This is a genomic window from Chitinophaga sp. YR573 (genome assembly GCF_900110995.1).
Taxonomy (GTDB): domain Bacteria; phylum Bacteroidota; class Bacteroidia; order Chitinophagales; family Chitinophagaceae; genus Chitinophaga.
The window spans coordinates 923,528-946,808 of sequence record NZ_FOJF01000002.1 but is presented as its reverse complement, the minus strand read 5'-3'; the positions used below and the strand labels follow the sequence as shown (position 1 = coordinate 946,808).

The window sequence follows — 23,281 nt, the reverse complement described above, 5'->3', positions numbered from 1 at the left end:
TAACCAGCGGTTAACCATTAGTTGACATGTATTATTTATTCTGCAGGTTCTTCTTCTGTTGCGGCATCATCTTCACCTGCTTCTTCTGTTTCGTCTTCTTCCAAAGCTTCTTCCCCTTCAGCTAAAGGTTCAGCAACTACAATCCCTTCTTCGCCTTCTGCCAATGCAGCTTCCGGCTCTTCCTGTTCGTCCAGACGTGCTACAGCAGCAATTTCATCGCTCTCGTCCAGTCTTATTAAACGTACCCCCTGTGTGGCCCTGCCCGCTTCGCGGATATCTTTTACCGCCATACGGATAGTAATACCGGATTTACAGGTGATCATCAGGTCATCTTTCTCTGTTACGTCCATCACGGCAATCAGATTACCGGTTTTCTCTGTAACATTGATCGTTTTAACCCCCTTACCACCGCGGTTTGTAATCCTATAGTCTTCTATATCAGTACGTTTACCAAATCCCTTCTCAGACACCACCAGCACGGTTCTTTCGGTGTCCTCCTTATTTACACAAATCATACCAACTACTTCATCCTTATCATTGTCCACTTCGATACCTCTTACACCTATCGCACCACGGCCTGTATCACGAACGGTACTTTCAGGGAAGCGGATCGCACGACCACTCTTAATAGCCATCATGATCTGGCTGTTACCATTGGTCAGTTTAGCTTCCAGTAACTGGTCGCCTTCATTGATAGTGATAGCATTCACACCGTTCTGACGCGGACGGGAGAATTCTTCCAGTAAAGTCTTTTTGATAGTACCATTACTTGTACAAAGGATGATGTAATGGCTGTTGATGAAATCTTTATCGTTCAGATCCTTGATATCGATAATTGCCCTGATCTTATCATCAGTAGGCAGGTTGATCAGATTCTGGATAGCTCTGCCCTTACCACTCTTCTCGCCCTCAGGTATTTCATACACCTTTAACCAGAAACAACGTCCTTTCTCTGTAAAGAACAACATTGTATGGTGAGTAGATGCTACGAACAGATGTTCTATGTAATCTTCGTCGCGTGTTTTACCACCTACAGCACCGCGGCCACCGCGTTTCTGCTGACGGTAATCATAAGCAGAGGTACGTTTGATATAACCCAGGTGAGAGATGGTAATTACCACGTCTTCTTCTGCAATGATATCTTCCATACGCATTTCACTGGCCAGGTACTGGATCTCAGTTCTGCGCTCATCACCAAAACGTTTCTTCACATCTTCCAGCTCATCGCGGATGATTTTGAAACGCAGTGTTTCGTCGGACAATACATCTTTCAGGTAACCTATCAGCTTCATGATCTCGTCATATTCTTCCTTGATCTTATCACGCTCCATACCTGTTAAACGTTGCAGACGCAACTCCAGGATGGCTTTAGACTGGATCTCACTCAGTTCGAACTGGGTCATTAAACCTTCCTTCGCTTCATCCGGTGTACGGGAAGCACGGATCAGTGCAATCACCTGGTCCAGATGATCCAGTGCAATCAGGTAACCCTGTAAGATATGCGCCTTTTCTTCTGCCTTACGCAGATCGAAACGCGTTCTGCGGATCACTACTTCATGACGGAACTCTACGAATTCAGATAACAGGTCTTTCAGGTTCAGTACACGCGGACGTCCTTTTACAAGGGCTACGTTATTGATACCGTAAGAAGTCTGTAACTCTGAATATTTATATAACTGGTTAATGACTACGTTTGCGATAGCTTCTCTTTTCAGATCAATAACCAGGCGCATACCTTCACGGTCACTTTCATCACGTGCTTCTGCAATACCTTCAATGATCTTATCATCTGCCAGCTGAGCTATTTTCTGATGCAGCACCGCCTTGTTGATCTGGTATGGTAACTCATAGATTACCAGACGCTCACGACCGGCTTTCGTAGTTTCCACATTCACCTTACCACGCACTACTACCCTGCCACGACCGGTTTCAAAACCTTGTTTTACACCGTCATAACCATAGATGATACCACCGGTAGGGAAATCCGGTGCCTTCACATGTTTGATCAGTTCTTCTATAGTGATATCCTTGTTCTCAATGTATGCAATGGCACCATCTACCACCTCACTGAGGTTGTGAGGCATAATGTTGGTAGCCATACCTACCGCGATACCGGAAGCTCCATTCACCAAAAGGTTAGGGATCCTTGTAGGTAATACGGTTGGTTCCTGTAAGGTATCGTCAAAGTTCAGGGTAAAATCCACTGTTTCTTTGTCAATATCTTCCAGCATTGCTTCAGCAATACGCTGTAAACGTATCTCTGTATAACGCATCGCAGCCGGAGAGTCACCATCCACAGAACCGAAGTTACCCTGACCGTCAACCAGGATGTAACGCATGGTCCACGGCTGTGCCAGACGCACAATCGTATCGTAGATAGAAGCATCACCGTGAGGGTGGAACTTACCCATTACCTCACCAACGATACGCGCTGATTTCTTGTATGCTTTATTACTGTTGTTGCCCAACTCACTCATCCCAAACAACACCCGGCGGTGTACAGGTTTCAAACCATCCCGTACATCTGGTAGTGCCCTTCCAACGATTACAGACATTGAGTAGTCTATATAAGCAGTTTTCATCTGCTCTTCAATGTTGATCTGGACGATTCTGCCTTCGTTGTGACTTTCCGTATTTTCTGACATTATAATGTTGGTTTACAATTAATTTTGCTGAAAAAACAAATAAGCGCAAATATACCCATTTCAAGCCGTATTCCGGCCTGCTTGACATAAAATGTGAATAAAAAAGGAATTGTCATATAATACAAATACCATATGCAATAGTAACAAAATATGCAGATAGCAAGATTTATCATTAATTTGCATGAACTCCTTTAAGAATTACTTTATATCTTAAAAAACAGAAATATTGCGAAAATAAAATATTGGCAAACATTTTGTTTCTAACCCCGTGAGAATCAAAGTGTCGTAGTCAAAACTTGAAATTTCCCTGAAATTTCGAACATTAGTTACTTGACCGATGTTAAATCCCTGTTCCGAAACTATACTAAACTAAAGATGAACAAAGTATTATGAAGCACATTCTATTGTTTGGTGCCGGAAAATCGGCCACTTGCCTCATAGATTATCTGCTGGTGAATGCTCCCCGGCAGAAATGGCATGTGACTGTTGCGGATCATGATCTCATGCTGATCAAATCTAAAACCGGTAAATCATACTATGTTACACCTGCAGCCATCGATATCAAGGACCAGGCTGCAAGACAAAAACTGGTACAGGAAACGGATCTGGTCATTTCCCTGTTGCCCCCCACGTTGCACATTTTTGTAGCAAAAGACTGCCTGCAGTTCGGCAAAAATCTGCTCACCGCCTCCTACATCGATCCGGAGGTGCAAAAGCTGGAAAAGGAAATCGAAAAAGCCGGTCTGCTATTCATGTATGAAATGGGTCTGGACCCCGGTATAGATCACATGAGTGCCATGAAACTCATCCACTCTATCGAAAAGAAAGGCGGACAAATCTCTGCCTTCAGGTCTTATTGCGGCGGATTAATCTCCCCCGAAAGCAATGACAACCCATGGCAATATAAAATATCCTGGAACGCACGCAACGTGGTAACCGCCGGCAGCTCCGGTGCTACCTACCGCGAAAAAGGGAAAGTAAAGGAAATCCCTTACGAGCACCTGTTCGACCAGACTAAAACCATTCATATTCCCAGCCTGGGCAAACTGGCTTATTACCCCAACCGGGATTCCCTGGGTTATATGAGCGCTTATAAACTGGAAGAAATCCCTACGTTTATGCGTGCTACTTTACGCTACCCCGACTTCTGCGAAGGGTGGAGTACTTTGGTAAAACTGGGATTAACAGATGATAAGGAAAAAGTACAGACAAATGAGCTCACCTACTTTAAGTGGGCCAGTCAGCATATGAAAATTGATAAGCAACTGAGTAATGAAGAGAACATTGCCAATCACCTGGGCATCAGTGCTAAATCTAAAATCATCCGCCAGCTGAAATACCTGGGACTTCTAAATGGAGAAGAGATCAACCTGGGCGAACAAACAAACGCCAGTGTATTGCAGAACATCGTTGAATCACGCCTCAGTATGGAACAGGCAGATAAAGATATGATCGTGATGATGCATGAGATCGAGTTTGAACGTAGAGGCATGACTACCAAACTGCACAGCTTCATGATCGCTCAGGGAGAAGATAATATGCGTACCGCCATGGCTAAAACAGTAGGATTACCATTAGGTATCATGGCCAAATTGCTGTTACAGGATAAATTCAATTTAACCGGCTTACACATTCCTATCTTACCAGACATTTATAATCCAATCCTGAAAGAACTGGAAGATTATAATATCCGTTTTGAAGAGAGCTTTGAATAAAAGGATTGACCCCAAAGCTCCTTTACGGAGCTTTAGGTCATCTTATTTAAATGCTGCCAACGCCTGCCTGAAGTCAATCATACCTTCAGTTGCAGGCTTTTCTATGAGATGAAGGCTCGCACGTGGCGTTACATCCGGCAGCCTTTTGTCTATCACAAATACCGGCACCTGCGGATTTACATAATCCAGCAATCCTGCCGCCGGATACACTACCAGCGAAGTTCCTATTACAGCAAAAATATCTGCTGTTGATACCAGGTCTGCGGCTTCAATAATCTTATGTACCGTCTCCCCAAACCATACAATGTCCGGCCTTAACTGCCCGCCATCTACAGCTACATCACCCAATACGATATCCTTTTCTATTGCATAACTACGCGTTTCATCCAGCACACTGCGCATCTTCAGGATCTCTCCATGCAGATGTAATACTTTTTTAGACCCCGCCCGCTCATGCAGATCATCTATATTCTGTGTGATAATCTCTACGTCAAATGTATCCTGCAACTCTGCCAGTCCAATATGCGCGGCATTCGGTTTTGCTGCCATCACATCTTTTCTGCGCAGGTTGTAAAAGTCCAGTACCAGCTTTGGATCTGCCTTCCAGCCATCCGGTGAGGCTACTTTATACACATCATGCCCTTCCCATAATCCGTCACTGTCGCGGAATGTTTTTAATCCGCTCTCCGCGCTGATACCAGCGCCAGTCAGCACTACCAACCTTGTTTTCATCTTTTTTGTATTATAATTTATAAGTACAAGATACGTTTTTTAGCTTTTAGCTTAACTTTACAGCGATTAAATAACAGCCTCTTGAAGATCATTTATACGCTTGCTGCGTTGTTACTGATACAGTTACATGCCAATGCGCAGTCAGATACCACACGCCTATACGCCGCCGACAGTATACCAAAAATACGGGCATCAGATTCCGTGATCCTGTACCGGATTAACGGCACTTATCTGCATAGTTTATGGAGCGACCTGAAATATGAAGTATCCCGCCCTGCTCACTGGCATGGTAAAGATTTTACACGACTGGGAATAGTGGTAGGTGGAGCCGGCTTGTTAGCCGCTTCTGATTACAGCATTAAACAGGTATTTATACATAACTCAGGGAATTTCTGGACCAGCGTTACCAACCAGATAGAACCCTTCGGTAACGCCTATTCACCATACCTGATAGGTGGTATGTACCTGGTGGGGGTTATTGCACACGACAGAAAACTGGAAAGTGCGTCACTGATGACAGCCAAATCCGTACTGATCTCTACCCTCATCTATGTAACAGCTAAATCTGTAATTCGCCGCGGACGGCCTACTTATGGCAATGATCCCTTTAGTTTCGATCCTGCTTTTTCAATGAATAAAACACACACCTCCTTCCCTTCCGGACATATGCTCACTGTAACTACAGTGGCTACTTCTCTGGCTGAATTATATGGAAAAGACCATCCCTGGGTGCCATGGGTGGCTTATAGCATAGCAGGAATGACAGGCGTTACCCGTTTATACCAGAACAGACACTGGAGCAGTGATGTATGGGTAGGTGCTTCCCTGGGGTATTTTGTGACTAAAAGCGTGTTCCGTCATCACAGAGATCAGGAACATAAAAAAGCGCTGAAAGCAATGGCCGCAGCAATGTAATTATTTCATACCTCCCATCTCTAATATCGTCTGATATTCTTCAGGCGTAATAGCACAAACGGATAAACGTCCCTGGCGTATAAGAGAAAGATTAGCCAAACGTTTTTCCGCTTTCATCTGCGCCAGTGTAACAGGCACTTTCAAGGGTTTCACCGGCTGAAGGTCCACCACTACCCAGTTAGGATCTGGTGTTGTAGGGTCCTGATAATGTGCTTTCGCTACTTTGGCAATCCCTACTATTTCCATCCCCTCATTACTGTGATAAAACAGTACCTGGTCACCTTTGGCCATTTCTCTCAGGTTGTTGCGTGCCTGGTAATTGCGCACACCATCCCAGAAAGTCTTGCCATCTTTTACAAATTGGTCCCAGGAATATTTAAAAGGTTCTGATTTAACAAGCCAGTAGTTCATTGTCCAATAATTTTTAAAGAGATGTTACCAGCCGCTGGCCAGTACATCTGCGATATGCATTGTTTTAATATTCAGATTGTGCTTACGGATATAGCCATCCAGGTGCATCAGGCAGGAAAGATCTGTAGAGATGAGATAATCAGCACCGCTGGCCACTGCATTATCCACCTTCTGCTCTCCCATACCAATAGAGATGGGTTCATACTTAACGGCAAAGGTACCGCCAAAGCCGCAACACACCTCACAATCGTTCATCTCCTGCAGTTCCAGGCCCTTCACTTTAGATAACAACTGACGGGGCCCTTCCTTGATATTGCATTCACGCAAAGCGCCACAGGCATCATGATAGGTAGCTATGCCATTAAGGGAGGCACCGATATCAGATACATGCAACACATCCGTTAAAAACTCTGTGAATTCGTAGAGGTTCTTACGCAGGAGCTTCACCTCGTTATGTACCGCAGAATTGTCGAATAACTTACCGTAGTAATTCCGTACAAAACCAGTACAGGACCCGCTGGGAGCCACTATATAATCGAACGTATGAAAGTCTTTTACAAACTTGGTAGCCACTGCACGCGACTCGTCCCAATACCCTGCATTAAAAGCGGGTTGTCCGCAACAGGTCTGGTTGGTGTTATAACTAACATTACACCCCAGTTTCTCCAGCACCTTCACCATATTGAAGCCCGTTTCAGGGAACAGCTGATCTACAAAACAAGGAATAAAAAGCTGTACGTTCATTGAGTTAGTCTTTAATTAGATTGCTGCAACCTGTGCAAGAAGTATGCTACATTCCGCTGCGACTTATAATGCACGCAGCATACTAATCATTTTGAGCGCCGTAATTGCGGCTTCTTCCCCTTTGTGGCCGTGGACCCCACCAATCCTTTCTTCGGCCTGTTGCATATTCTCTACTGTCAGTAAACCGAAGATGGTAGGTACCGGCAAATCTACATTCAGTTGCATAATGCCCTGCGTTACGCCCTGGCATACGTAATCAAAATGCGGAGTATCTCCGCGGATCACGCATCCGAAAGCTATAATAGCGCCTGGCTGTTTGCCTGTATTCTGTGTACGTTCCCAATATTGTTTGCAGGCAAAAGGTAACTCGAAAGCACCCGGTACCTTTATTTTGGTCACTTTAGATACGTTATACTGGGCAAGCGATCTTTCACAACCGGCTACCAGCTCATTAATAACGGTATCATTCCATTCGGTATACACTATAACAATACTGGCATCCTCTATATTGAGAATGCCAGTATCGTTCAATAAACTTTGATTATGTATTGACATGATTCAGCTATGATCAATCATCCTTAATTCCTCACTTCTCCCAAACGTGCCAGGTATTTATCCATTTCGCGGCCTTCGTTTGTTTGCGGATACTTAGTGCGGATTTCTTTGTACAGTTCAACAGCATCTGCTGATTTACCTGCTTTTTCCAGCGCCATACCTGCACGGAACAAATATACAGGAGCAGTCAGTTCATTATCACTGTAATGACCTGCTTTCTTGTAATAATCGATACCATCGCTGGTTTTACCCAGTTCCATGTAAGCATCACCTGCTAAACCGTAAGCCATTGCCTGTACGATCTGGTCTCCTCCGCTGAAAGAAGTCAGTAAATCTGCTCCTTTCTGGAATTCACCCAGTTTTACATAACAAACACCTGCGTAATATTTAGACAGCTGACCAGTTTTGGTGCTGCTGTATTTATCCAGTACCTGTATAAAACCGTAATTATTTCCGTCACCATTCAGTGCCAGTTTAAAAGAATCCTGTTCGAAATACTGCTGAGCATGGAAAACCATGTCCTGCGCTTTTTTCTCATTAGGAGCTTTTATGAACTTGTTGTAGGCAAACGTACCGCCTATTACCACTACGATTACCAGCAGGGCAATATTGATGACGTTTTTGTTCTTGTAATAGAAGTCTTCCGCCTTATGTACAGAATCTTGCAGTTGGAAGTCCTTCGTTACAGGAGCATCAGCGGCTTTATGTGTTGTTTCGGTCATTGTAATTGTGAGCGTTAAATTGTTATTTCTTATTAAGGTACAGGTTCCGGCTTTGGCCGTTGCCCGCAAATATAAAAAAGGTTAGCGAATCTTCCGCCGTTCTGAACGGACAGGACCGCTAACCTTTAAATATTATTAATCAACAATGAAAGGATAATCCTCCTGGGTATACACATCTTTCAGCAGCTCATCGTCAGAAGGCCATGGGGACTCTTCCGCGAACTCTACGCAATGATCTACCTGTTGTTTTACCTTTTCATTGATAGCTTCAATTTCCTGTTCTGTCGCCCATTTGTTCTTCTGTATCGTCTTCAGTACCTGGTTGATCGGATCTTTTTCCTTGTAATCTTCCACTTCTTCCTTGGTACGGTACTTCGCAGGATCACTCATAGAGTGACCACGGTAGCGGTAAGTTTTGATTTCCAGTAAGGTAGGACCTTCACCTGCTCTCGCACGCTTAACAGCCCTGTCAACACCTTCATGTACCGCTTCAGCGCTCATACCATCGATTGTATCGCTTGGCATATCGTAAGCGTTACTTAATTTATAGATGTCAAGTACGTTGGAAGTACGTTCTACTGAAGTACCCATCGCGTACATGTTGTTCTCACATATAAATATTACAGGCAGTTTCCACAGCATAGCCATGTTAAATGTCTCATGCAACATACCCTGACGGGCAGCTCCATCGCCGAAGAAGCAAAGCGCCACGTTATCAGTGCCTTTGTACTGCTCAGCAAAAGCCAAACCTGCACCGGTACCGATCTGTGCGCCTACAATACCATGACCGCCAAAGAAGTTATGCTCCAGAGAGAAAAAGTGCATACTACCACCCTTACCCTTAGAACATCCTGTAGCTTTACCGTACAACTCCGCCATACAAGCGTCAGGAGACATTCCCTTTGCAATGGCCAGCGCGTGATCACGGTAGGCTGTGATGAATTTATCTTCAGGTTTTGTTGCTGTCATTGCGCCCGCTGCTATCGCTTCCTGTCCTATGTACAGGTGGCAAAAACCACGGATCTTCTGCATTCCATACAATTGGCCGGCTTTTTCTTCAAAGCGGCGCAGCAAGACCATCAATTCATACCAGTACAAATACGTCTCTTTGGTGAATTTCGTCTTTACGTCTGTTTTTGTAGCCACTGTTTCTTAATTTGTCCGCAAATATAACAGGAAAATCCTAAAAACTAAATACTTTGCAACTTTGCAACATTAGCAGACCACTATTATATGTAACAAAAGGCCACCAGAGCCGGCCTTTTCCTATATTATGCCTGTTCGCAATATGCTTATTTTTAATTCATAACTGCTAATCCGTACGATAATTTGCTGTTGCTCAGAAAGATATCACTTGTCCAGTTCAAAAATTACACCGGGGAAACCTTCGGATTCAACAAACGTATAGTAGGCATTACCGGACGCAACGGCTCCGGTAAAACAAATCTGCTCGATGCCATATATTACCTCTGCTTCACCAAAAGCTACTTTACCAGCAGTGAAGCCCAGAACACCCAGTACCTCACCAACGGCTTCCGCCTGGAAGGTATCCTGGACAAAGACGACCACGAAAACAGGATCGTATGTACCCTCAAAGACGGCAAGAAGGATATTGCCCTCAATGATGAGCACTACGAACGTTTCTCCCAGCATATCGGCAAATTCCCGGCTGTAATGATTGCCCCCGATGATGCCGAAATTATCCTTGGAGGCAGTGAAGAACGCCGCAAATGGCTGGATGCCCTGCTCTGCCAGCTCCATCCCGGCTACCTGGAACATTTAATTACCTACCAGAAAATACTGCTGCAACGAAACAGCCTCCTTAAAACCATTGCTTCCCAGGGTCGCAGTCAGGATGCCCTGCTGGATGTATTCGACGAGCAGTTGGTTCAACATGGCACTCCCGTGTTTGAATGGCGCCGCTCTTTCCTGCCCGCATTTATTCAGCAGGTACAAAAACTCTACGACTACTTAGCGGGTCATCACGAAGTAGTGAGTATTCAGTATCAGTGTGGCCTGCACGAACAATCTTTTGCGCAGTTATTAAAAGCCAACCGCTATAAAGATCATATGATGCAAAGAACTACCGGCGGTATCCACCGGGATGATCTTTTATTTCTTTTAGATGATCATGCAATGAAGTCAAGTGCTTCACAGGGACAACGCAAAAGTTTTCTCTTTGCACTCAAACTGGCACAATATGAAGTGATTAAAGAATATAAAAAGTTCCCACCCTTGCTGCTACTGGATGATGTATTCGAAAAGCTTGACCAGGACAGGGTTTCAAGGCTGATAAACCTTGTAAGTGGCCCTGTGTACGGACAAGTATTCATTACAGATACACATGCTGTAAGATTACTCGATGCTTTTAAAGAAAATCAGGAGAGTTTTCAATTGGTGGAGATGAGGTAGTCAGGGATTCCGTATCTTTACGGCATGCGACACGGAATTACATCAATGGGAGACGCTCTGAAAGAATTCATGGATAAGAGCAGGATGAAACCAAGGCTTACTGAAGTAAGAATTCAGGAGAACTGGGAACAAATGATGGGTAAAACTATTTCGCGTTATACTGAAAGTATTCAGTTGATAGATGGTAAATTAATGATCACTACCACTGTTGCCCCCCTCAAACAGGAATTAAATTATTCCAAAGATAAAATCATCAAACTGGTGAATGAAATGCTGGGCGAAAGATTAGTCCGCGAAGTCATTATCCGTTAACGGCAAAAACATTAGCAGCTTTTGCTAATGTTCTCACCTCCTTTAATTCTTTGCTAATTGCCGGACCAGCTGATTGATATCCGATATCTTCAGACTTGTTCGTAAATCCAGGATCACAAAATCATGTGCGTCCTGTACCAGCACTATCAGGTCCCCTACATTATCTTCATTCCCCTTGTTCAGTAAATGAACAATACTCCCTTCATGCCTTACTTCTACTAACGGTTCGAATTTATATCTGTCTATCAGTCGCTGTTTCAATCGTTGTATAGAAGCTGTTTCTACGGTAGAATCAGGACCGGTACCAGAGATGGCATACAACTTCATCCGGTGTACACTGGAAAACAGGCGCTTAAATGGTATCCCGTCTTCTTCCATCAGGTTGGCAGGAATAAACAGGTTGGCAAACTTCATCGTTAAACGTCCCAATCCTATTTTGAATGTCTCTGCATGTTGTCCGCGTTTATGCTCATGATAAAACTGACGCAGACATTTTCTTTGTCCCATTGCCGGACCCGCTGCCAGAAAAAACAGGACTAAGATGATTGAACAGTATCTCATTTCTTTAATTTTTTCAGCTTATCAAATCCATCTATATTCATTCCTCCGGCTATCTCACTGATCTCTGCCAGATCGATATCTCCTACCAGGCTCATGGCCATAAATTCACTTGGACTACCTATCAGCATAATCAGCTCCGCAATATTTCCTTTTGCGTTTTCTTTTACCAGAAAACGAAGGTCCTCTTTACCATCCCGCACCGTCATCAGTTCTTCATAATCTTTGGTAAGCAAAGAAGATGCTTCTTTAAACAAACTGGTACCGTTGGAGTTTTCTTTTGCAAGAATTTTTAGTCCCTTGATTTTCTTAATGACTTTCATAAAATTCTGACCGTCTTCACTGTTTGCATCCAGCTTGGTAAACATGCTGAACATCTTAGGTGTAACACTGATCAGTGTAAAGGATTGATCGTCTTCATACTTGGAGAAAAAGCGATCAATAGTACTCCCCTGTTGGGCAAAGAGCGGCGTACCGGCTATCACCAGTAACAACGCAAGTAACAAGCGTTTCATGTTCTTAGTTTTATTATTAGATTTTAGAATGGCCGTTATTAATCCGCTTTGATCTTTTCCGTTGCCTCATTGAAATAAGACAGCTTCTGCACTTTCGTTGTTCCCTTGTTCAGGTTCTTCGCCAGCAGTTGCAATGCTTTTTGCGTCGCTGCAAATGCTTTCTGCGGATCATCATAAGTATCCTTCTCTGCCAGCACTATATCCATACGATGCTGCTTCAATTGGAACTGCCTTGCTGCATATCCCAACCCTACGGCTATCAGAAATATAGCGGCATACTTCATCCAGTGGTCCAGCGGACGCACCTTTATAACCAGGGGTAATTCCAGTTCCGGTAAAACCGGTAGTTCCCTGTTTGCTTCTTCATTGAAATACCGGAACATGGGCTGCGCTTCCAGCAGATCAGCTGGCAGATCGGAATGCTCCACAGCAAAGAAACTGCGTAACAATGCCTCATCTTCCAGGGAAGATTCACCTTCCCAGTACCGTTCCAGTAACTCTCTGACCTTATTGTACTCCATACACATGCAGTTTTTGTAATTTTTCACGTACCGCCTTTCTTGCGCGGTGCAGGTTCACTTTTACTTCACTCAATTCTATTACCAGAATCTCTGCTATCTCCTGGTAAGTATATCCGTCAATATCGCGTAATTGTATAATAGTACGGTATTTTTCCGGTAGCTCCGCAATCGTCGTATGCACCCTGTTCATTACGTCCTGACGCTCAGTGGCCATATGAGGACTGGGCTGATGCACAGCTGCCACCTCCCCTGCCTTGTCCAGGTTTTCCGAACGCCGGTATTTCTTCGACTTCATACGGTCCAGCGACAAATTACGCACAATCCGCATACACCAGGCTTCCATATTCTCCAATTCCGCCATCCGCTCCTGCTGTTGCCAGACTTTCATCATTACATCCTGTGTGATATCATGGGCATCTTCTTCGTTACCCAACAGGTGGTAAGCGAAGCGGTAAAGCTTTTGCCTGATCGGTACTACCTGGGAAAGAAACCTTGATAACGACATATTACTTACAGGACATTTATACAGGGAAGACGACCCATTATCTGGTTTGTTACAAAAAAAGAAAACTTTTTTCTGAGAAGAGGATCAGAGCTTGATACGGGGATCTACAATAGTATACAACAAATCTGCCAGCAGGTTGATAATCACAAAGATACCTGCCGTAAACAACACAGATCCCATCAACACGGGGAAGTCAAATTTTTCCAGGGCATCTACCGTCACCTTACCTATGCCCTTCCAGCCAAAAATATATTCTACAAAAAATGCCCCTGCCAGCAGCTCTGCAAACCAGCCGGTAATGGCCGTAATAACCGGGTTCAGGGCATTCCGCAAGGCATGCCTGAATAAAACGACCCTTTGGGGCAACCCCTTCGCATAGGCCGTACGGATATAATCCTGGTGTAATACATCCAGCATTGAACTGCGCGTAAGCTGTACAATGATAGCCAATGGCCTTATACCCAGCGTAATAGCTGGTAACACCAGGTTAGAAAGATTAAGGGTACGCCCGGCAAAAGCATCCGTTTCAAACAGGCTGCCGGTCATGTGCAACCCCGTATAATCACTTAATACAAAACCAAACAGATAAGCCAGCACAATACCCATAAAAAAAGAAGGGGCAGAAATACCCACCACACTGGCAAAAACAGCGCCCGTATCCATCCAGGTATTCTGCTTCACTGCCGACAATACCCCTAATGCGATCCCCGCCACAGTGGCAAACAGCATAGCGGCTATTGCCAGCACCAGCGTACCGGGAAGCGCCTCTGTCAGGATTTCCCACACATCCTTTTTCCCCTGATAGGAGCGACGCAGATAAGGCGTTTTCAACACTATAATCTTATCCGTACCCACATGTAAAAGCGTAAAATAATGCAACATGCCTTCCGCCTCCTGTTGTGTATGTATACTCACAGGCGAAAGGTCATTCAGGTATAATAAAAACTGTAAAGGAATGGGCTTGTCCAGATGCAACTCCCGCCGTACATTCTCCAGGGAGGTGACGTCGGCCCGTTGTCCCAGTGTTAAACGTGCCGGATCTCCGGGCAATACGTTAAACAGGAAAAACACCAGCATCACCACCCCCAGTAAAACGAGTAAACCATAACTGAGTTTACGCAGCAGGAATCTGAACATATTTTATGGTATATCGTTGTAGTGCCACTTGCCCTTAACTGTACCTTTCTCCAGTAATATCAGGCAGGGATTGCTTCTTCCGGCTGTTTTGATGGCCGTACCATCCATTTGCACAAAAGGAAACTCTATGCCATGTTCTTTGGAGAAAGCTGCAATATCTTCTTTGGAAGAGGCAGTCACTCCATATATATAAATCTTACCTTCTTTAAATTGCTGTTGTAACGCCTGCATTTTTTTATCCCAGCCACTTCCAGCCTTCTTTACATTCTGCACCAGGAACAGGTACACCGGCTGCGCTTCAGATAAAATAGCCTGCGTCTGGTTCACCCCATCCATATCTGTAAGGATAAAATCCTTTACTGGTGGTTCCCCGCTGCCTTCTTTAATCAGTTTATCCTTACGGTCTACAAATACCCAGGTACTGTCTGACCATGGATAATTATCCGCCGTAAACTCTTTCTCTTTACCATCCTTCTTATATATCAGCACTGTTTCAAATACATCCGGAGTAGCTCCTGCAGGCAGCTTCATCTTCTCAGGAATATTATTCCCTATTTTATAACCCAGGCAATCCACAATCGGCAGATGCTCCAGTGTATACCACTGCAAACCCAGAGAACCTACCAGGCCCACTATCATCAATGCATTGGTAGGCTTCTCTCCCCATACCGGCTGTATGCGTTTACGATAGATGAAAATCACCAGTATCATTACAAACAACGCCACATCCTTCCAGAAGGTTTCTGTTGCGGATAATTTGATACAGTCGCCAAAACAACCACATTCCCGGATCGTTCCGCTGAACAGGGCATAAGCCGTTAAGAAAGTAAATAAACTGATCAGTAATAATAACAGTACAGAGAAGATCCGCATCCGGTATCCCAGCAGCACAGCCACACCGGCTACTATTTCAAATGTATTCATGGTAACTGAATACACCAGCGAAAAGGGCGACAGAAATGTCAGATGTAACACTTCAAAAAACTCGTCCATTTTGTAACTGAGGCCCAGCGGATCATTTGCCTTTATCAGACCTGAAAATATAAACAATACACCTACGAGAATTCTTAATAGGTTTAGGAGCAATTTCATGGATAACCTTTTTTAGAGCATTAATATACTTACCGGTACATCAACACATTATTCTATTTTTGTCTGGCAAAATAATCAATAAAAAGCAAACGGATAAATGGAAAGGAAGAATGGTACGATTAACTGCCGCGGCACAGCACTCGATCTGACAACACCCGTGATCATGGGTATTATCAACATCACAGATGATTCCTTTTATGCCGGCGGTCGTTCTCAACACCTGGACCAGGTACTGGAAAAAGCTGCTGTACACCTCAGGGAAGGTGCACAGATACTGGATATTGGTGCACAGAGTACCCGCCCGGGTGCAGTGGATGTAGGTGCACAGGTTGAACTGGAAAGACTGCTCCCTGCCGTTGAAACACTGGTAAAATACTATCCGCAGGTCATCATCTCCATTGATACCTACTATGCTTCCGTAGCAGAACAAACCATAAAAGCAGGCGCTGCCATCATCAACGATATCAGTGCCGGAGACATGGACCCCGATATGCTGGCTACCGCAGGAAAACTACAGGTGCCTTACATCGCCATGCACATGCAGGGTACCCCGGATAAAATGCAGCAAAACCCTCAGTATACAGATGTGGTACAGGATGTACTGGACTACTTCATCCATAAAAAAGCACAATGCCTGGCGGCCGGTATTAACGACGTCATCATTGATCCCGGCTTTGGCTTTGGTAAAACCATCTCGCATAATTACGCCCTGCTGAAAAAACTGTCTGTGTTTCATATGCTCGACTGCCCCCTGCTGGTTGGCATCTCCCGCAAATCCATGATTTATAAATTATTGGACAGTACACCTGCTGATGCACTCAATGGTACTACCGTATTAAACACCCTCGCATTACAACAGGGAGCCGCTATATTAAGGGTACATGATGTAAAAGCTGCTGCTGAAGTTATCAGGATAACAGAGTATATGCAAAAGGTTTAGTATTCATTGTAATTAGCTATTTTTACTATCTATGCAGGAATTCTTTCATTTATACGGTTATCGTTTCAATTGGCTCAATATCCTGGACCTGACGATTGTTATTATACTGGTGATACAATTGTACCGCCTGTTAAAAGGCAGCCTTGCCTTTAATATTTTCGTTGGATTACTGATGATATACCTGGTGTATTTCATTGTAGAGAGGCTGCGTATGCCTATTCTCACCACTATCTTACAGAGTTTTATCAATGTTGGATTAATCGCTATCATCATCATCTTCCAGCCGGAAATACGTAAATTTCTGCTGGTACTGGGTAAAAAAGCCCCACTGAGTAAAGACAGTTTTTTCACCAAACTCTTTCTCCCCGATAAGTTTAAAAGTTATAAGGAAGAAGAGAATATTATCAATGAGGTAATCACTGCCGTAGGACGTATGGCGGGTTCCCGCACAGGCGCGCTGATGGTGATTGCCAATACCTACCGTGTAAAATTTGATACCGCTTCCAGCATCTTACTGGATAGTAATATCAATGCAAAACTGCTTGAAAGCATTTTCGCAAAAGCCAGTCCTTTACATGATGGTGCATTGATCATTGTAGGTAATAAAATACTGGCTGCCAAAGTAATATTACCGGTATCAGAAAACCCGGACCTTCCTCACCGTATAGGATTGCGTCACCGCTCTGCAGTAGGTATTACAGAACATAGTGATAACATTGCGATTATAGTTTCTGAAGAGAGAGGAACGATTTCATATGCACAGGATGGAAAACTCGTACAGGACATATCGCTGGAAGAACTGAAAGTGAAAATGTACGAAGTATTAGTAGACGGATGATAATCATACATAACAAAAAGCCCCCCTGGAATAATTCCAGGGGGGCTTTTTTATAATTTTAATTAGTGACCTGCAGGAGGCGCCATGTTAGGCAATGAAGTTGCAGGAGCAACAGCACCAGCCTTAACATCAACCAGCTGTACATCAAACACTAATACAGAGTTTGATGGAATTGCCGGAGGACTGCCCTGTAAACCGTAAGCTAAGCCAGAAGGAATTAACAATGTAGCTTTGCTTCCTTTTTTCAGGGAACCAATACCAGCATCCCAGCCTTTGATTACGAAACCACGACCGATAGGGAATTTAATTGGTTCCAGTTTCATACCTGGTCTTAATGTAGAATCCAGGCTGGAATCAAATACCTTACCATCCAGTGTTTTACCAGTGTAATGTACGTATACGGTATCACCTGCTTTAGGTAATTCACCGCTACCTTCCTGACTAACAGCAACATATACGCCTTCTGGTGTAGGTGTAGCTTTCAGGCTGTTTTTATCCAGGAATGCTTTGATTTCTTTTTCGTCAGCAGCTTTCTGAGATGCAGCAGAGAATTTGTTCACTACAGCAAAAGTAACTTTCAGCTTATCGCCTTTTTTACCAAATGGCAGGTGCTGTGGTAAAGAGTCGATAGGAATGAAGAAAGTAGCGCTATCACCTTCGTGCAGCTGAGCCAGACCTTCCATCAGGTCATACTTTTCTTTTGGTGCTGTAAGGATTACAGGTACGGGTTTACCAACGATCTTACGGGATTCGCCTAACAGGGAATCGTTCAGGCGCTGGCTAACGTTCATCAGGACGGTATCACCCAGCTTTAGCTGCGCACCGCTGCCTGACTTATGAACGATATATTCCACGCCACCAGGAGTTTTTTTCACTCCGGTACCGCAGCTGGCCATAAACAGGCCTAAGGCTGCAACAACTAAAAACTGATTGTTCTTTTTCATTTTACTGTATTAGTAGGATTGTAATGACTATTGTAGTATTTCCTCGTTTTCCTGAATGGCGCTGATAAAACGCTGAACCGTCTTTTCCAGTGAATCAGCGCTATGTCCGCCGGCTGCATGGAAATGACCGCCTCCATCAAAATACTTACGCGCAAAGGTGTTAACATCTACATCTCCCTTGGAACGGAAAGAGAGCTTCACTTCCTGGTGACGGTCGATGATCAGCGCTGCCAGCTTGATACCCTGTATAGATAACAGGTAGTTCACCACTCCCTCTGTATCTCCGGTTTGCAGGTCAAAACGCTTCAGGTCTGTATACGGAATGGCTATCAGGGCAGTATTATACTCATAATACACTTCCATACGGTTCAGCAGGCTATGCCCCAGGAAACGCAGACGGTTCTCCAGGAAGTTGTCGTAAATAGCCTGATGAATGATCTCATGTTTCAGTCCACGGTCAAACAGGTCTGCCACCATACGGTGTACCCTGGCTGAAGTAGAGGCAAAACGGAAAGATCCGGTATCAGTCATGGTACCAGCATAAATACATTGTGCCATGTCCTCGTTGATGTATTTCTCATCACCCAGCAGGTAAATCGTCTCATATACCAGCTGTGCCGTGGAAGAAGCCGTAGTATCGCTCACACCATAGTCAAAGTCGGGCTGAGGTTCCAGGTGATGGTCTATCAGTATTTTAATACAGGATAACGCCGCCAGGTATGGTTCCATACCTTTTGTGCGGTACAACGCATTAAAGTCAAGGCAAAACAGTAATTCAATCCCTTCCAGCGCCTTTAACGCCTTATCCTGGGCAGATTCAAAATCCAGTACCTCCTTTGCCCCCGGCATCCATTCCAGGAATTCGGGAAAGTTGGTTGGAGAAATAACAGTTACGTCGTGCCCTTTCTGCTTCAAATAGTGGAACAAGGCCAGTGAAGAACCCATTGCATCCGCATCAGGTTTCTGATGCATAGTAATGACTACTTTTTTAGGGCTTTCCAGCAACGGCTTGATTTCCTCGATCCTCTTCATGCTTTAAGTATGCAGATTGCTGCTATTATTTATATTAGTAATAAAATGTAACTGTTTTTACCGAAAAATGAAGTGCGAAGTTCTCTAATTAGCACAGAATTTCAAAATTTTTACCCTGGGGATTTGGATAATAACACTTAATAGTGCTTAATCAGCTCCTTTTCAGGCTTTTTTTTTCGTCTCTATACAAATTCTGGTTACATTTGCGGCCAAAATCAGGTAATTAGGAATTCTAAATTATATGGCGACTAACAGAACTTTTACGATGATTAAGCCAGATGCCGTTGAAAACGGGCATATTGGTGGTATTCTGGACAAAATAAACGCAGCGGGCTTCCGTATCGTAGCGATGAAAATGACCAGGCTCTCTACCCAGAAAGCTGGCGAATTCTACGCAGTACACAGCGAAAGACCTTTCTACGGCGAACTGGTTGAATTCATGAGCAGTGGTCACATCGTGGCTGCTATCCTGGAAAAAACCAATGCAGTGGAAGATTTCCGCAAACTGATCGGTGCTACCAACCCGGCTAACGCTGAAGAAGGTACTATCCGCAAGCTGTACGCAGAATCTATCGGCCGTAACGCGGTTCATGGTTCCGATTCTGACGAAAACGCTGAAATTGAAGGCAATTTCTTCTTCTCCGGTCTGGAAAAGTTCTAATTCCAGGTTGAACATTATAAAAAAGAGGGTGTATCTGGTCTGATACACCCTCTTTTTAATTTATCTTACCGCTCATGTGGGATATATACCTCAAAGGATTCAAAGCATACCTGCAGCTGGAACGCTCTCTTTCCGCCAATTCTATCGAGGCTTACCTGCGGGATGTAGAGAAACTGGCTCAATACCTGCTGTCTGCCGGTCATAAATTACCACCGGACCAGGTCGTTCTCTCCCACCTTCAGGACTTCGTACAATCCATCGCTACCCTGGGTATGACCGCCACCTCACAGGCCAGGATCATCTCCGGTATCAAAGCCTTCTATAAATACCTGCTGCTGGAAGATATCATTAAGATAGATCCTACCCAATTGCTGGAAGCTCCCAAAACACGACGCCAGCTCCCCGACGTACTCACCTTTGATGAAATAGAACGCATCATCGCCAAAGTAAAAGCAGGTACTCCGGAAGGTCAGCGTAACCGCGCTATTTTAGAAACCATGTACAGCTGCGGACTACGCGTAAGTGAAGTCACCAGTCTCAAAATATCACAGCTTCATTTTGATGCAGGCTTTATACGCATAGTAGGAAAAGGAGATAAAGAAAGATTGATCCCCATCGGAAGGGATGCCATGAAATACATCAATATTTATAAAGAAGAAGTAAGAGTACATGTACCTATTAAAAAAGGACAGGAAGACATTCTTTTTCTCAACCGCCGTGGCAGTGCCCTCACCCGTGTAATGATTTTCCTGGTGATAAAAGATCTCACTGCTGCCGCAGGTATTACCAAACAGGTATCCCCCCATACCTTCCGCCATTCCTTTGCCACACATCTCGTAGAAGGTGGCGCAGACCTGAGAGCCGTACAGGAAATGCTGGGCCATGAAAGCATTACTACAACAGAAATCTATACGCACCTCGACAGAGAATTTCTACGCAATACACTGCAGCAGTTTCACCCCCGTTTCTGACAAATATTACCGTATTGTTAACACTAGTTAAAAGCTCCGCAAGCCGTGTCTTTACTGCGAGAGAAGCTAAGTGCTGTAACTATTTACAGCCTCAGTTATACCCGTACCCGTGATGCCCTGTAACACGTTATTCGATACCTAACCTATAAACACTCACACCCATGAGAAACACACGTTTGATGTTTGCCGCAGGCATGCTGCTGGCCGTTTCATTTTCCAGCTGTAAAAAAGAAGATGTTACACCAGATTTATCCCTTAACAAAGAAGTTGCCGTTGCCCAGGCAGCCACAGTTGCTACCAACAACTGGATGACATCCCTGCCGGACAATAGTAGTCTGGCCGCATTATCTATCCCTGGTACCCACGACAGTGGTGCCCGTTTTGAACCAGTATCCGGTACTGCCAAATGTCAGAACCTGACCATCGCAGAACAACTGGAAGCAGGTATCCGTTTCCTGGATATCCGTTGCCGCCACATTGACAATGCCTTCGCTATTCATCATGGTTCTATTTATCAGAATCAGAATTTCAATGATGTAATGTTAACCTGTAAGGCTTTCCTGAACAGCCATCCGGGAGAATGTATCGTAATGAGCGTAAAAGAAGAATACGACGCTTCAAACAATACCCGCACTTTTGAGCAGACATTCGACTCTTATGTACAAACTTATTCCAGCTATTGGTCACTGGGTGCAACCATCCCTACCCTAGGCCAGGTAAGAGGTAAAATCATGTTGCTGAGAAGATTCGGCGCGGCCACCACTCCTAAAGGTATAGACGCTACTGCGTGGGGAGATAACACCACCTTTACCATCAGTAACAGCAATGCCAGTCTAAGAGTACAGGACCAGTACGTAGTACCTGATAACACTGCTAAATGGAACAACATCAGCGCATTGTTAAATGAAGCTAAAACATTGAACCCTGCAGTACTGTATGTGAACTTTACCAGCGGATACAAATCCCTGATTTTTAGCATCCCAAGCATTCCTACTGTATCAAACAGTATCAACCCAAGTGTAACTACTTATTTTACAAGTAACACTCACGGCAGGTTTGGTATTATTCCGATGGATTTTGCTGAATCAGCAAGAGCGACATTGATTTACAATACAAATTTCTAAGAGGAAAAAAACAGCTACCCGGGAACTGGCTGAATGGGTAGCTGTTTTTATATAAATGGGATGTGCAAACAACAGGGGTCAGACATTGCTTAATTAATATAGGTTAAATGATATCTTAGAAACTAATAACTTACTAATGACGATTTCCTCCCCACAACTGCCCAGCTGCTTAACAAACCCGATACATAACCGGTGGATTTCTTCTCAACAGGCCGTTGTTGCATGTTGATGTTGATTACACTACAGGAAGCAATGGATTTACGCCCCGGCATTGTTGCCAGCTCCGCTGCTTCTTCCCACAACAACCGGTTGTCCCTGTACACTTTAAAGTATACATCCGGTGCTGTGTTTAGCCGGTAATCCCTGATCAGCATCAGACGGCCTGCCGTAAGTTCCCTTCTGCCAAAACGCAGCTGATAACGTCCCTTTTCATCTGTCCTGGCGCTGGCCAGTAAACGGTGCCCAATGGCATTGTACACTTCTACCCTTAATTGTGACTGTCCCTCTTTCGGGTGAATTTTCCGGACAGCGCCGGCAATCACCCATGTACCATAACTGGCCCTTATCTGGCTCCAGTTTTCGGCTGGTATTACGTAGGCAAAAGCTGCTACGTATCGCTGCAATGAACGTTTCCAGTGCGGCACCAGTGTGCTCAGGTGATAATGACGCTCGGTGCCCTTTCCTGAGACTTGTTGTTCTTCGGGCATCCGGTCGAAACAGAGATCCAGTTCTAATGGCTCTGTAAAAAGATGCAATTGTTCCCAGCTTAATGTAAAATTGCCCCTCTCATCCAGCGTAGCCTCCGCAAGCAAACGATCACTTTTAGCGGCTACGTCAGCTGAGGACAGCTGACCGGGTCCATTAAAAATATTTCTTTTGGGGTAACCAGTGGGGTAACTACCATCCGGTAAATAAACACGTAAACGCGCATTTACCAAAGGTTCTATACAATCATCTGAGATCAATGCAGAAATGTTTCCGATTAATAGGTAACACATAGCTTTAAGGTTTTAAAAAGAAGGGTTAGCATTACTTAACCTCTTCTTAGCTGTTCATTTACAGCTGCTTTTTCTCTGCATAGACTAGTAAAGGATAAGAACAAACATGGGTAGAAAGGCCCACCAAAGATTGCTCGTTGGAAAGAGTCGCGATCTCTAACCGACATTGCAAAGATTGTTCAGAAGCAAAAAAGAAACAAGAGTTAACCTACTGTAAAAAATAAATACGTACTTCTACGCATTTTTACGGGTAAAATACGCAAACAAAACCGGTACAAACGC

At 44.3% G+C, this 23,281-nt stretch carries 25 protein-coding genes; 9 read left to right on the top strand and 16 right to left on the bottom strand.

Going from position 1 to position 23,281, the window contains the following annotated elements; genetic code table 11:
• Window positions 1–35: 35 nt before the first annotated feature.
• A complete protein-coding gene (gene gyrA / locus BMW86_RS23660; RefSeq protein ID WP_089784586.1) occupies window positions 36–2,645 on the bottom strand; it encodes a DNA gyrase subunit A in 2,610 nt (869 codons plus the stop codon).
• Window positions 2,646–3,034: 389 nt separating this feature from the next.
• On the opposite strand from gyrA, the gene BMW86_RS23655 reads away from it, so the two are divergent.
• Entirely contained in the window at window positions 3,035–4,360 is a 1,326-nt protein-coding gene (locus BMW86_RS23655) for a saccharopine dehydrogenase C-terminal domain-containing protein (protein WP_089784583.1), read from the top strand.
• Between the two features lie 42 nt (window positions 4,361–4,402).
• Here the strand turns inward: BMW86_RS23655 and BMW86_RS23650 are convergent, their stop codons facing one another.
• Complete coding sequence (locus BMW86_RS23650) at window positions 4,403–5,092, bottom strand: Sir2 family NAD-dependent protein deacetylase (RefSeq protein WP_089784581.1); 690 nt, start codon at window positions 5,090–5,092, stop codon at window positions 4,403–4,405.
• 81 nt (window positions 5,093–5,173) lie between these two features.
• Here BMW86_RS23650 and BMW86_RS23645 point away from each other — a divergent pair, with 81 nt between their 5' ends.
• The gene (locus BMW86_RS23645; RefSeq protein WP_255372989.1) at window positions 5,174–6,007 is read left to right on the top strand and encodes a phosphatase PAP2 family protein; all 834 of its coding nucleotides are present in this window, start codon (window positions 5,174–5,176) and stop codon (window positions 6,005–6,007) included.
• Here the strand turns inward: BMW86_RS23645 and BMW86_RS23640 are convergent, their stop codons facing one another.
• The 5 genes from BMW86_RS23640 to pdhA all read right to left on the bottom strand — a co-directional run bounded on the left by BMW86_RS23640 (window position 6,008) and on the right by pdhA (window position 9,585).
• Window positions 6,008–6,418 carry an EVE domain-containing protein gene (locus BMW86_RS23640; protein WP_089784576.1) on the bottom strand — a complete coding sequence of 137 codons (411 nt, stop codon included), beginning with the start codon at window positions 6,416–6,418 and terminating at the stop codon, window positions 6,008–6,010. It abuts the gene before it with no gap.
• Between the two features lie 24 nt (window positions 6,419–6,442).
• A complete protein-coding gene (locus tag BMW86_RS23635; protein ID WP_089784574.1) occupies window positions 6,443–7,162 on the bottom strand; it encodes a (Fe-S)-binding protein in 720 nt (239 codons plus the stop codon).
• Window positions 7,163–7,225: 63 nt separating this feature from the next.
• Window positions 7,226–7,717 carry a 6,7-dimethyl-8-ribityllumazine synthase gene (ribH, locus tag BMW86_RS23630; RefSeq protein ID WP_089784571.1) on the bottom strand — a complete coding sequence of 164 codons (492 nt, stop codon included), beginning with the start codon at window positions 7,715–7,717 and terminating at the stop codon, window positions 7,226–7,228.
• A 23-nt stretch (window positions 7,718–7,740) separates the two neighbouring features.
• Window positions 7,741–8,439, bottom strand: coding sequence for a tetratricopeptide repeat protein (locus tag BMW86_RS23625; RefSeq protein ID WP_089784568.1), 699 nt, complete (start codon window positions 8,437–8,439; stop codon window positions 7,741–7,743).
• A gap of 135 nt (window positions 8,440–8,574) precedes the next feature.
• Window positions 8,575–9,585 (bottom strand): pyruvate dehydrogenase (acetyl-transferring) E1 component subunit alpha, encoded by a 1,011-nt coding sequence (gene pdhA / locus BMW86_RS23620; RefSeq protein WP_089784565.1) that lies wholly within the window; start codon window positions 9,583–9,585, stop codon window positions 8,575–8,577.
• A 189-nt stretch (window positions 9,586–9,774) separates the two neighbouring features.
• Here pdhA and recF point away from each other — a divergent pair, with 189 nt between their 5' ends.
• Together recF and BMW86_RS23610 are read left to right on the top strand one after the other, a co-directional pair.
• Window positions 9,775–10,851 (top strand): DNA replication/repair protein RecF, encoded by a 1,077-nt coding sequence (gene recF / locus BMW86_RS23615; RefSeq protein ID WP_255372988.1) that lies wholly within the window; start codon window positions 9,775–9,777, stop codon window positions 10,849–10,851.
• 24 nt (window positions 10,852–10,875) lie between these two features.
• Window positions 10,876–11,163 carry a DciA family protein gene (locus tag BMW86_RS23610; protein ID WP_089784560.1) on the top strand — a complete coding sequence of 96 codons (288 nt, stop codon included), beginning with the start codon at window positions 10,876–10,878 and terminating at the stop codon, window positions 11,161–11,163.
• Window positions 11,164–11,205: 42 nt separating this feature from the next.
• On the opposite strand, the gene BMW86_RS23605 is transcribed toward BMW86_RS23610, so the two are convergent.
• The 6 genes from BMW86_RS23605 to BMW86_RS23580 all read right to left on the bottom strand — a co-directional run bounded on the left by BMW86_RS23605 (window position 11,206) and on the right by BMW86_RS23580 (window position 15,491).
• Complete coding sequence (locus BMW86_RS23605; protein WP_089784558.1) at window positions 11,206–11,724, bottom strand: DUF4252 domain-containing protein; 519 nt, start codon at window positions 11,722–11,724, stop codon at window positions 11,206–11,208.
• Window positions 11,721–12,236 (bottom strand): DUF4252 domain-containing protein, encoded by a 516-nt coding sequence (locus BMW86_RS23600; protein ID WP_089784555.1) that lies wholly within the window; start codon window positions 12,234–12,236, stop codon window positions 11,721–11,723. The genes BMW86_RS23605 and BMW86_RS23600 overlap by 4 nt, the downstream gene beginning before the upstream one ends.
• A gap of 38 nt (window positions 12,237–12,274) precedes the next feature.
• The gene (locus BMW86_RS23595; RefSeq protein ID WP_089784553.1) at window positions 12,275–12,757 is read right to left on the bottom strand and encodes a hypothetical protein; all 483 of its coding nucleotides are present in this window, start codon (window positions 12,755–12,757) and stop codon (window positions 12,275–12,277) included.
• On the bottom strand, window positions 12,744–13,262 hold the full coding sequence (locus BMW86_RS23590; protein ID WP_089784550.1) for an RNA polymerase sigma factor: 519 nt from the start codon (window positions 13,260–13,262) through the stop codon (window positions 12,744–12,746). The genes BMW86_RS23595 and BMW86_RS23590 overlap by 14 nt, the downstream gene beginning before the upstream one ends.
• Before the next feature lie 84 nt (window positions 13,263–13,346).
• A complete protein-coding gene (locus tag BMW86_RS23585; protein WP_089784547.1) occupies window positions 13,347–14,399 on the bottom strand; it encodes an ABC transporter permease in 1,053 nt (350 codons plus the stop codon).
• Window positions 14,400–14,402: 3 nt separating this feature from the next.
• On the bottom strand, window positions 14,403–15,491 hold the full coding sequence (locus BMW86_RS23580; RefSeq protein WP_089784545.1) for a BT_3928 family protein: 1,089 nt from the start codon (window positions 15,489–15,491) through the stop codon (window positions 14,403–14,405).
• A gap of 97 nt (window positions 15,492–15,588) precedes the next feature.
• Here BMW86_RS23580 and folP point away from each other — a divergent pair, with 97 nt between their 5' ends.
• The gene (gene folP, locus BMW86_RS23575; RefSeq protein ID WP_089784543.1) at window positions 15,589–16,431 is read left to right on the top strand and encodes a dihydropteroate synthase; all 843 of its coding nucleotides are present in this window, start codon (window positions 15,589–15,591) and stop codon (window positions 16,429–16,431) included.
• A gap of 31 nt (window positions 16,432–16,462) precedes the next feature.
• Complete coding sequence (gene cdaA / locus BMW86_RS23570) at window positions 16,463–17,269, top strand: diadenylate cyclase CdaA (RefSeq protein ID WP_089784541.1); 807 nt, start codon at window positions 16,463–16,465, stop codon at window positions 17,267–17,269.
• A 62-nt stretch (window positions 17,270–17,331) separates the two neighbouring features.
• Here the strand turns inward: cdaA and BMW86_RS23565 are convergent, their stop codons facing one another.
• A complete protein-coding gene (locus BMW86_RS23565; RefSeq protein ID WP_089784538.1) occupies window positions 17,332–18,213 on the bottom strand; it encodes an FKBP-type peptidyl-prolyl cis-trans isomerase in 882 nt (293 codons plus the stop codon).
• A 27-nt stretch (window positions 18,214–18,240) separates the two neighbouring features.
• On the bottom strand, window positions 18,241–19,245 hold the full coding sequence (locus tag BMW86_RS23560; RefSeq protein WP_089784536.1) for a DHH family phosphoesterase: 1,005 nt from the start codon (window positions 19,243–19,245) through the stop codon (window positions 18,241–18,243).
• 241 nt (window positions 19,246–19,486) lie between these two features.
• On the opposite strand from BMW86_RS23560, the gene BMW86_RS23555 reads away from it, so the two are divergent.
• From BMW86_RS23555 to BMW86_RS23545, 3 genes are all read left to right on the top strand, one after another.
• Window positions 19,487–19,906 carry a nucleoside-diphosphate kinase gene (locus BMW86_RS23555; protein ID WP_089784534.1) on the top strand — a complete coding sequence of 140 codons (420 nt, stop codon included), beginning with the start codon at window positions 19,487–19,489 and terminating at the stop codon, window positions 19,904–19,906.
• A 74-nt stretch (window positions 19,907–19,980) separates the two neighbouring features.
• Window positions 19,981–20,877 carry a site-specific tyrosine recombinase XerD gene (xerD, locus tag BMW86_RS23550; protein WP_089784532.1) on the top strand — a complete coding sequence of 299 codons (897 nt, stop codon included), beginning with the start codon at window positions 19,981–19,983 and terminating at the stop codon, window positions 20,875–20,877.
• Between the two features lie 161 nt (window positions 20,878–21,038).
• Window positions 21,039–22,001 (top strand): phosphatidylinositol-specific phospholipase C, encoded by a 963-nt coding sequence (locus BMW86_RS23545; protein WP_089784530.1) that lies wholly within the window; start codon window positions 21,039–21,041, stop codon window positions 21,999–22,001.
• Window positions 22,002–22,123: 122 nt separating this feature from the next.
• Here the strand turns inward: BMW86_RS23545 and BMW86_RS23540 are convergent, their stop codons facing one another.
• A complete protein-coding gene (locus tag BMW86_RS23540; protein ID WP_089784528.1) occupies window positions 22,124–22,999 on the bottom strand; it encodes a hypothetical protein in 876 nt (291 codons plus the stop codon).
• Window positions 23,000–23,281 lie beyond the last annotated feature (282 nt).

What these genes read in the sequence shown, in the direction of transcription:
- gyrA (WP_089784586.1), bottom strand. Translation starts at nt 2,645, where the DNA reads ATGTCAGAAAATACGGAAAGTCACAACGAAGGCAGAATCGTCCAGATC.
- BMW86_RS23655 (WP_089784583.1), top strand. Translation starts at nt 3,035, where the DNA reads ATGAAGCACATTCTATTGTTTGGTGCCGGAAAATCGGCCACTTGCCTC.
- BMW86_RS23650 (WP_089784581.1), bottom strand. Translation starts at nt 5,092, where the DNA reads ATGAAAACAAGGTTGGTAGTGCTGACTGGCGCTGGTATCAGCGCGGAG.
- BMW86_RS23640 (WP_089784576.1), bottom strand. Translation starts at nt 6,418, where the DNA reads ATGAACTACTGGCTTGTTAAATCAGAACCTTTTAAATATTCCTGGGAC.
- BMW86_RS23635 (WP_089784574.1), bottom strand. Translation starts at nt 7,162, where the DNA reads ATGAACGTACAGCTTTTTATTCCTTGTTTTGTAGATCAGCTGTTCCCT.
- ribH (WP_089784571.1), bottom strand. Translation starts at nt 7,717, where the DNA reads ATGTCAATACATAATCAAAGTTTATTGAACGATACTGGCATTCTCAAT.
- BMW86_RS23625 (WP_089784568.1), bottom strand. Translation starts at nt 8,439, where the DNA reads ATGACCGAAACAACACATAAAGCCGCTGATGCTCCTGTAACGAAGGAC.
- BMW86_RS23610 (WP_089784560.1), top strand. Translation starts at nt 10,876, where the DNA reads ATGCGACACGGAATTACATCAATGGGAGACGCTCTGAAAGAATTCATG.
- BMW86_RS23605 (WP_089784558.1), bottom strand. Translation starts at nt 11,724, where the DNA reads ATGAGATACTGTTCAATCATCTTAGTCCTGTTTTTTCTGGCAGCGGGT.
- BMW86_RS23600 (WP_089784555.1), bottom strand. Translation starts at nt 12,236, where the DNA reads ATGAAACGCTTGTTACTTGCGTTGTTACTGGTGATAGCCGGTACGCCG.
- BMW86_RS23595 (WP_089784553.1), bottom strand. Translation starts at nt 12,757, where the DNA reads ATGGAGTACAATAAGGTCAGAGAGTTACTGGAACGGTACTGGGAAGGT.
- BMW86_RS23590 (WP_089784550.1), bottom strand. Translation starts at nt 13,262, where the DNA reads ATGTCGTTATCAAGGTTTCTTTCCCAGGTAGTACCGATCAGGCAAAAG.
- BMW86_RS23585 (WP_089784547.1), bottom strand. Translation starts at nt 14,399, where the DNA reads ATGTTCAGATTCCTGCTGCGTAAACTCAGTTATGGTTTACTCGTTTTA.
- BMW86_RS23580 (WP_089784545.1), bottom strand. Translation starts at nt 15,491, where the DNA reads ATGAAATTGCTCCTAAACCTATTAAGAATTCTCGTAGGTGTATTGTTT.
- folP (WP_089784543.1), top strand. Translation starts at nt 15,589, where the DNA reads ATGGAAAGGAAGAATGGTACGATTAACTGCCGCGGCACAGCACTCGAT.
- cdaA (WP_089784541.1), top strand. Translation starts at nt 16,463, where the DNA reads ATGCAGGAATTCTTTCATTTATACGGTTATCGTTTCAATTGGCTCAAT.
- BMW86_RS23565 (WP_089784538.1), bottom strand. Translation starts at nt 18,213, where the DNA reads ATGAAAAAGAACAATCAGTTTTTAGTTGTTGCAGCCTTAGGCCTGTTT.
- BMW86_RS23560 (WP_089784536.1), bottom strand. Translation starts at nt 19,245, where the DNA reads ATGAAGAGGATCGAGGAAATCAAGCCGTTGCTGGAAAGCCCTAAAAAA.
- BMW86_RS23555 (WP_089784534.1), top strand. Translation starts at nt 19,487, where the DNA reads ATGGCGACTAACAGAACTTTTACGATGATTAAGCCAGATGCCGTTGAA.
- xerD (WP_089784532.1), top strand. Translation starts at nt 19,981, where the DNA reads ATGTGGGATATATACCTCAAAGGATTCAAAGCATACCTGCAGCTGGAA.
- BMW86_RS23545 (WP_089784530.1), top strand. Translation starts at nt 21,039, where the DNA reads ATGAGAAACACACGTTTGATGTTTGCCGCAGGCATGCTGCTGGCCGTT.
- BMW86_RS23540 (WP_089784528.1), bottom strand. Translation starts at nt 22,999, where the DNA reads ATGTGTTACCTATTAATCGGAAACATTTCTGCATTGATCTCAGATGAT.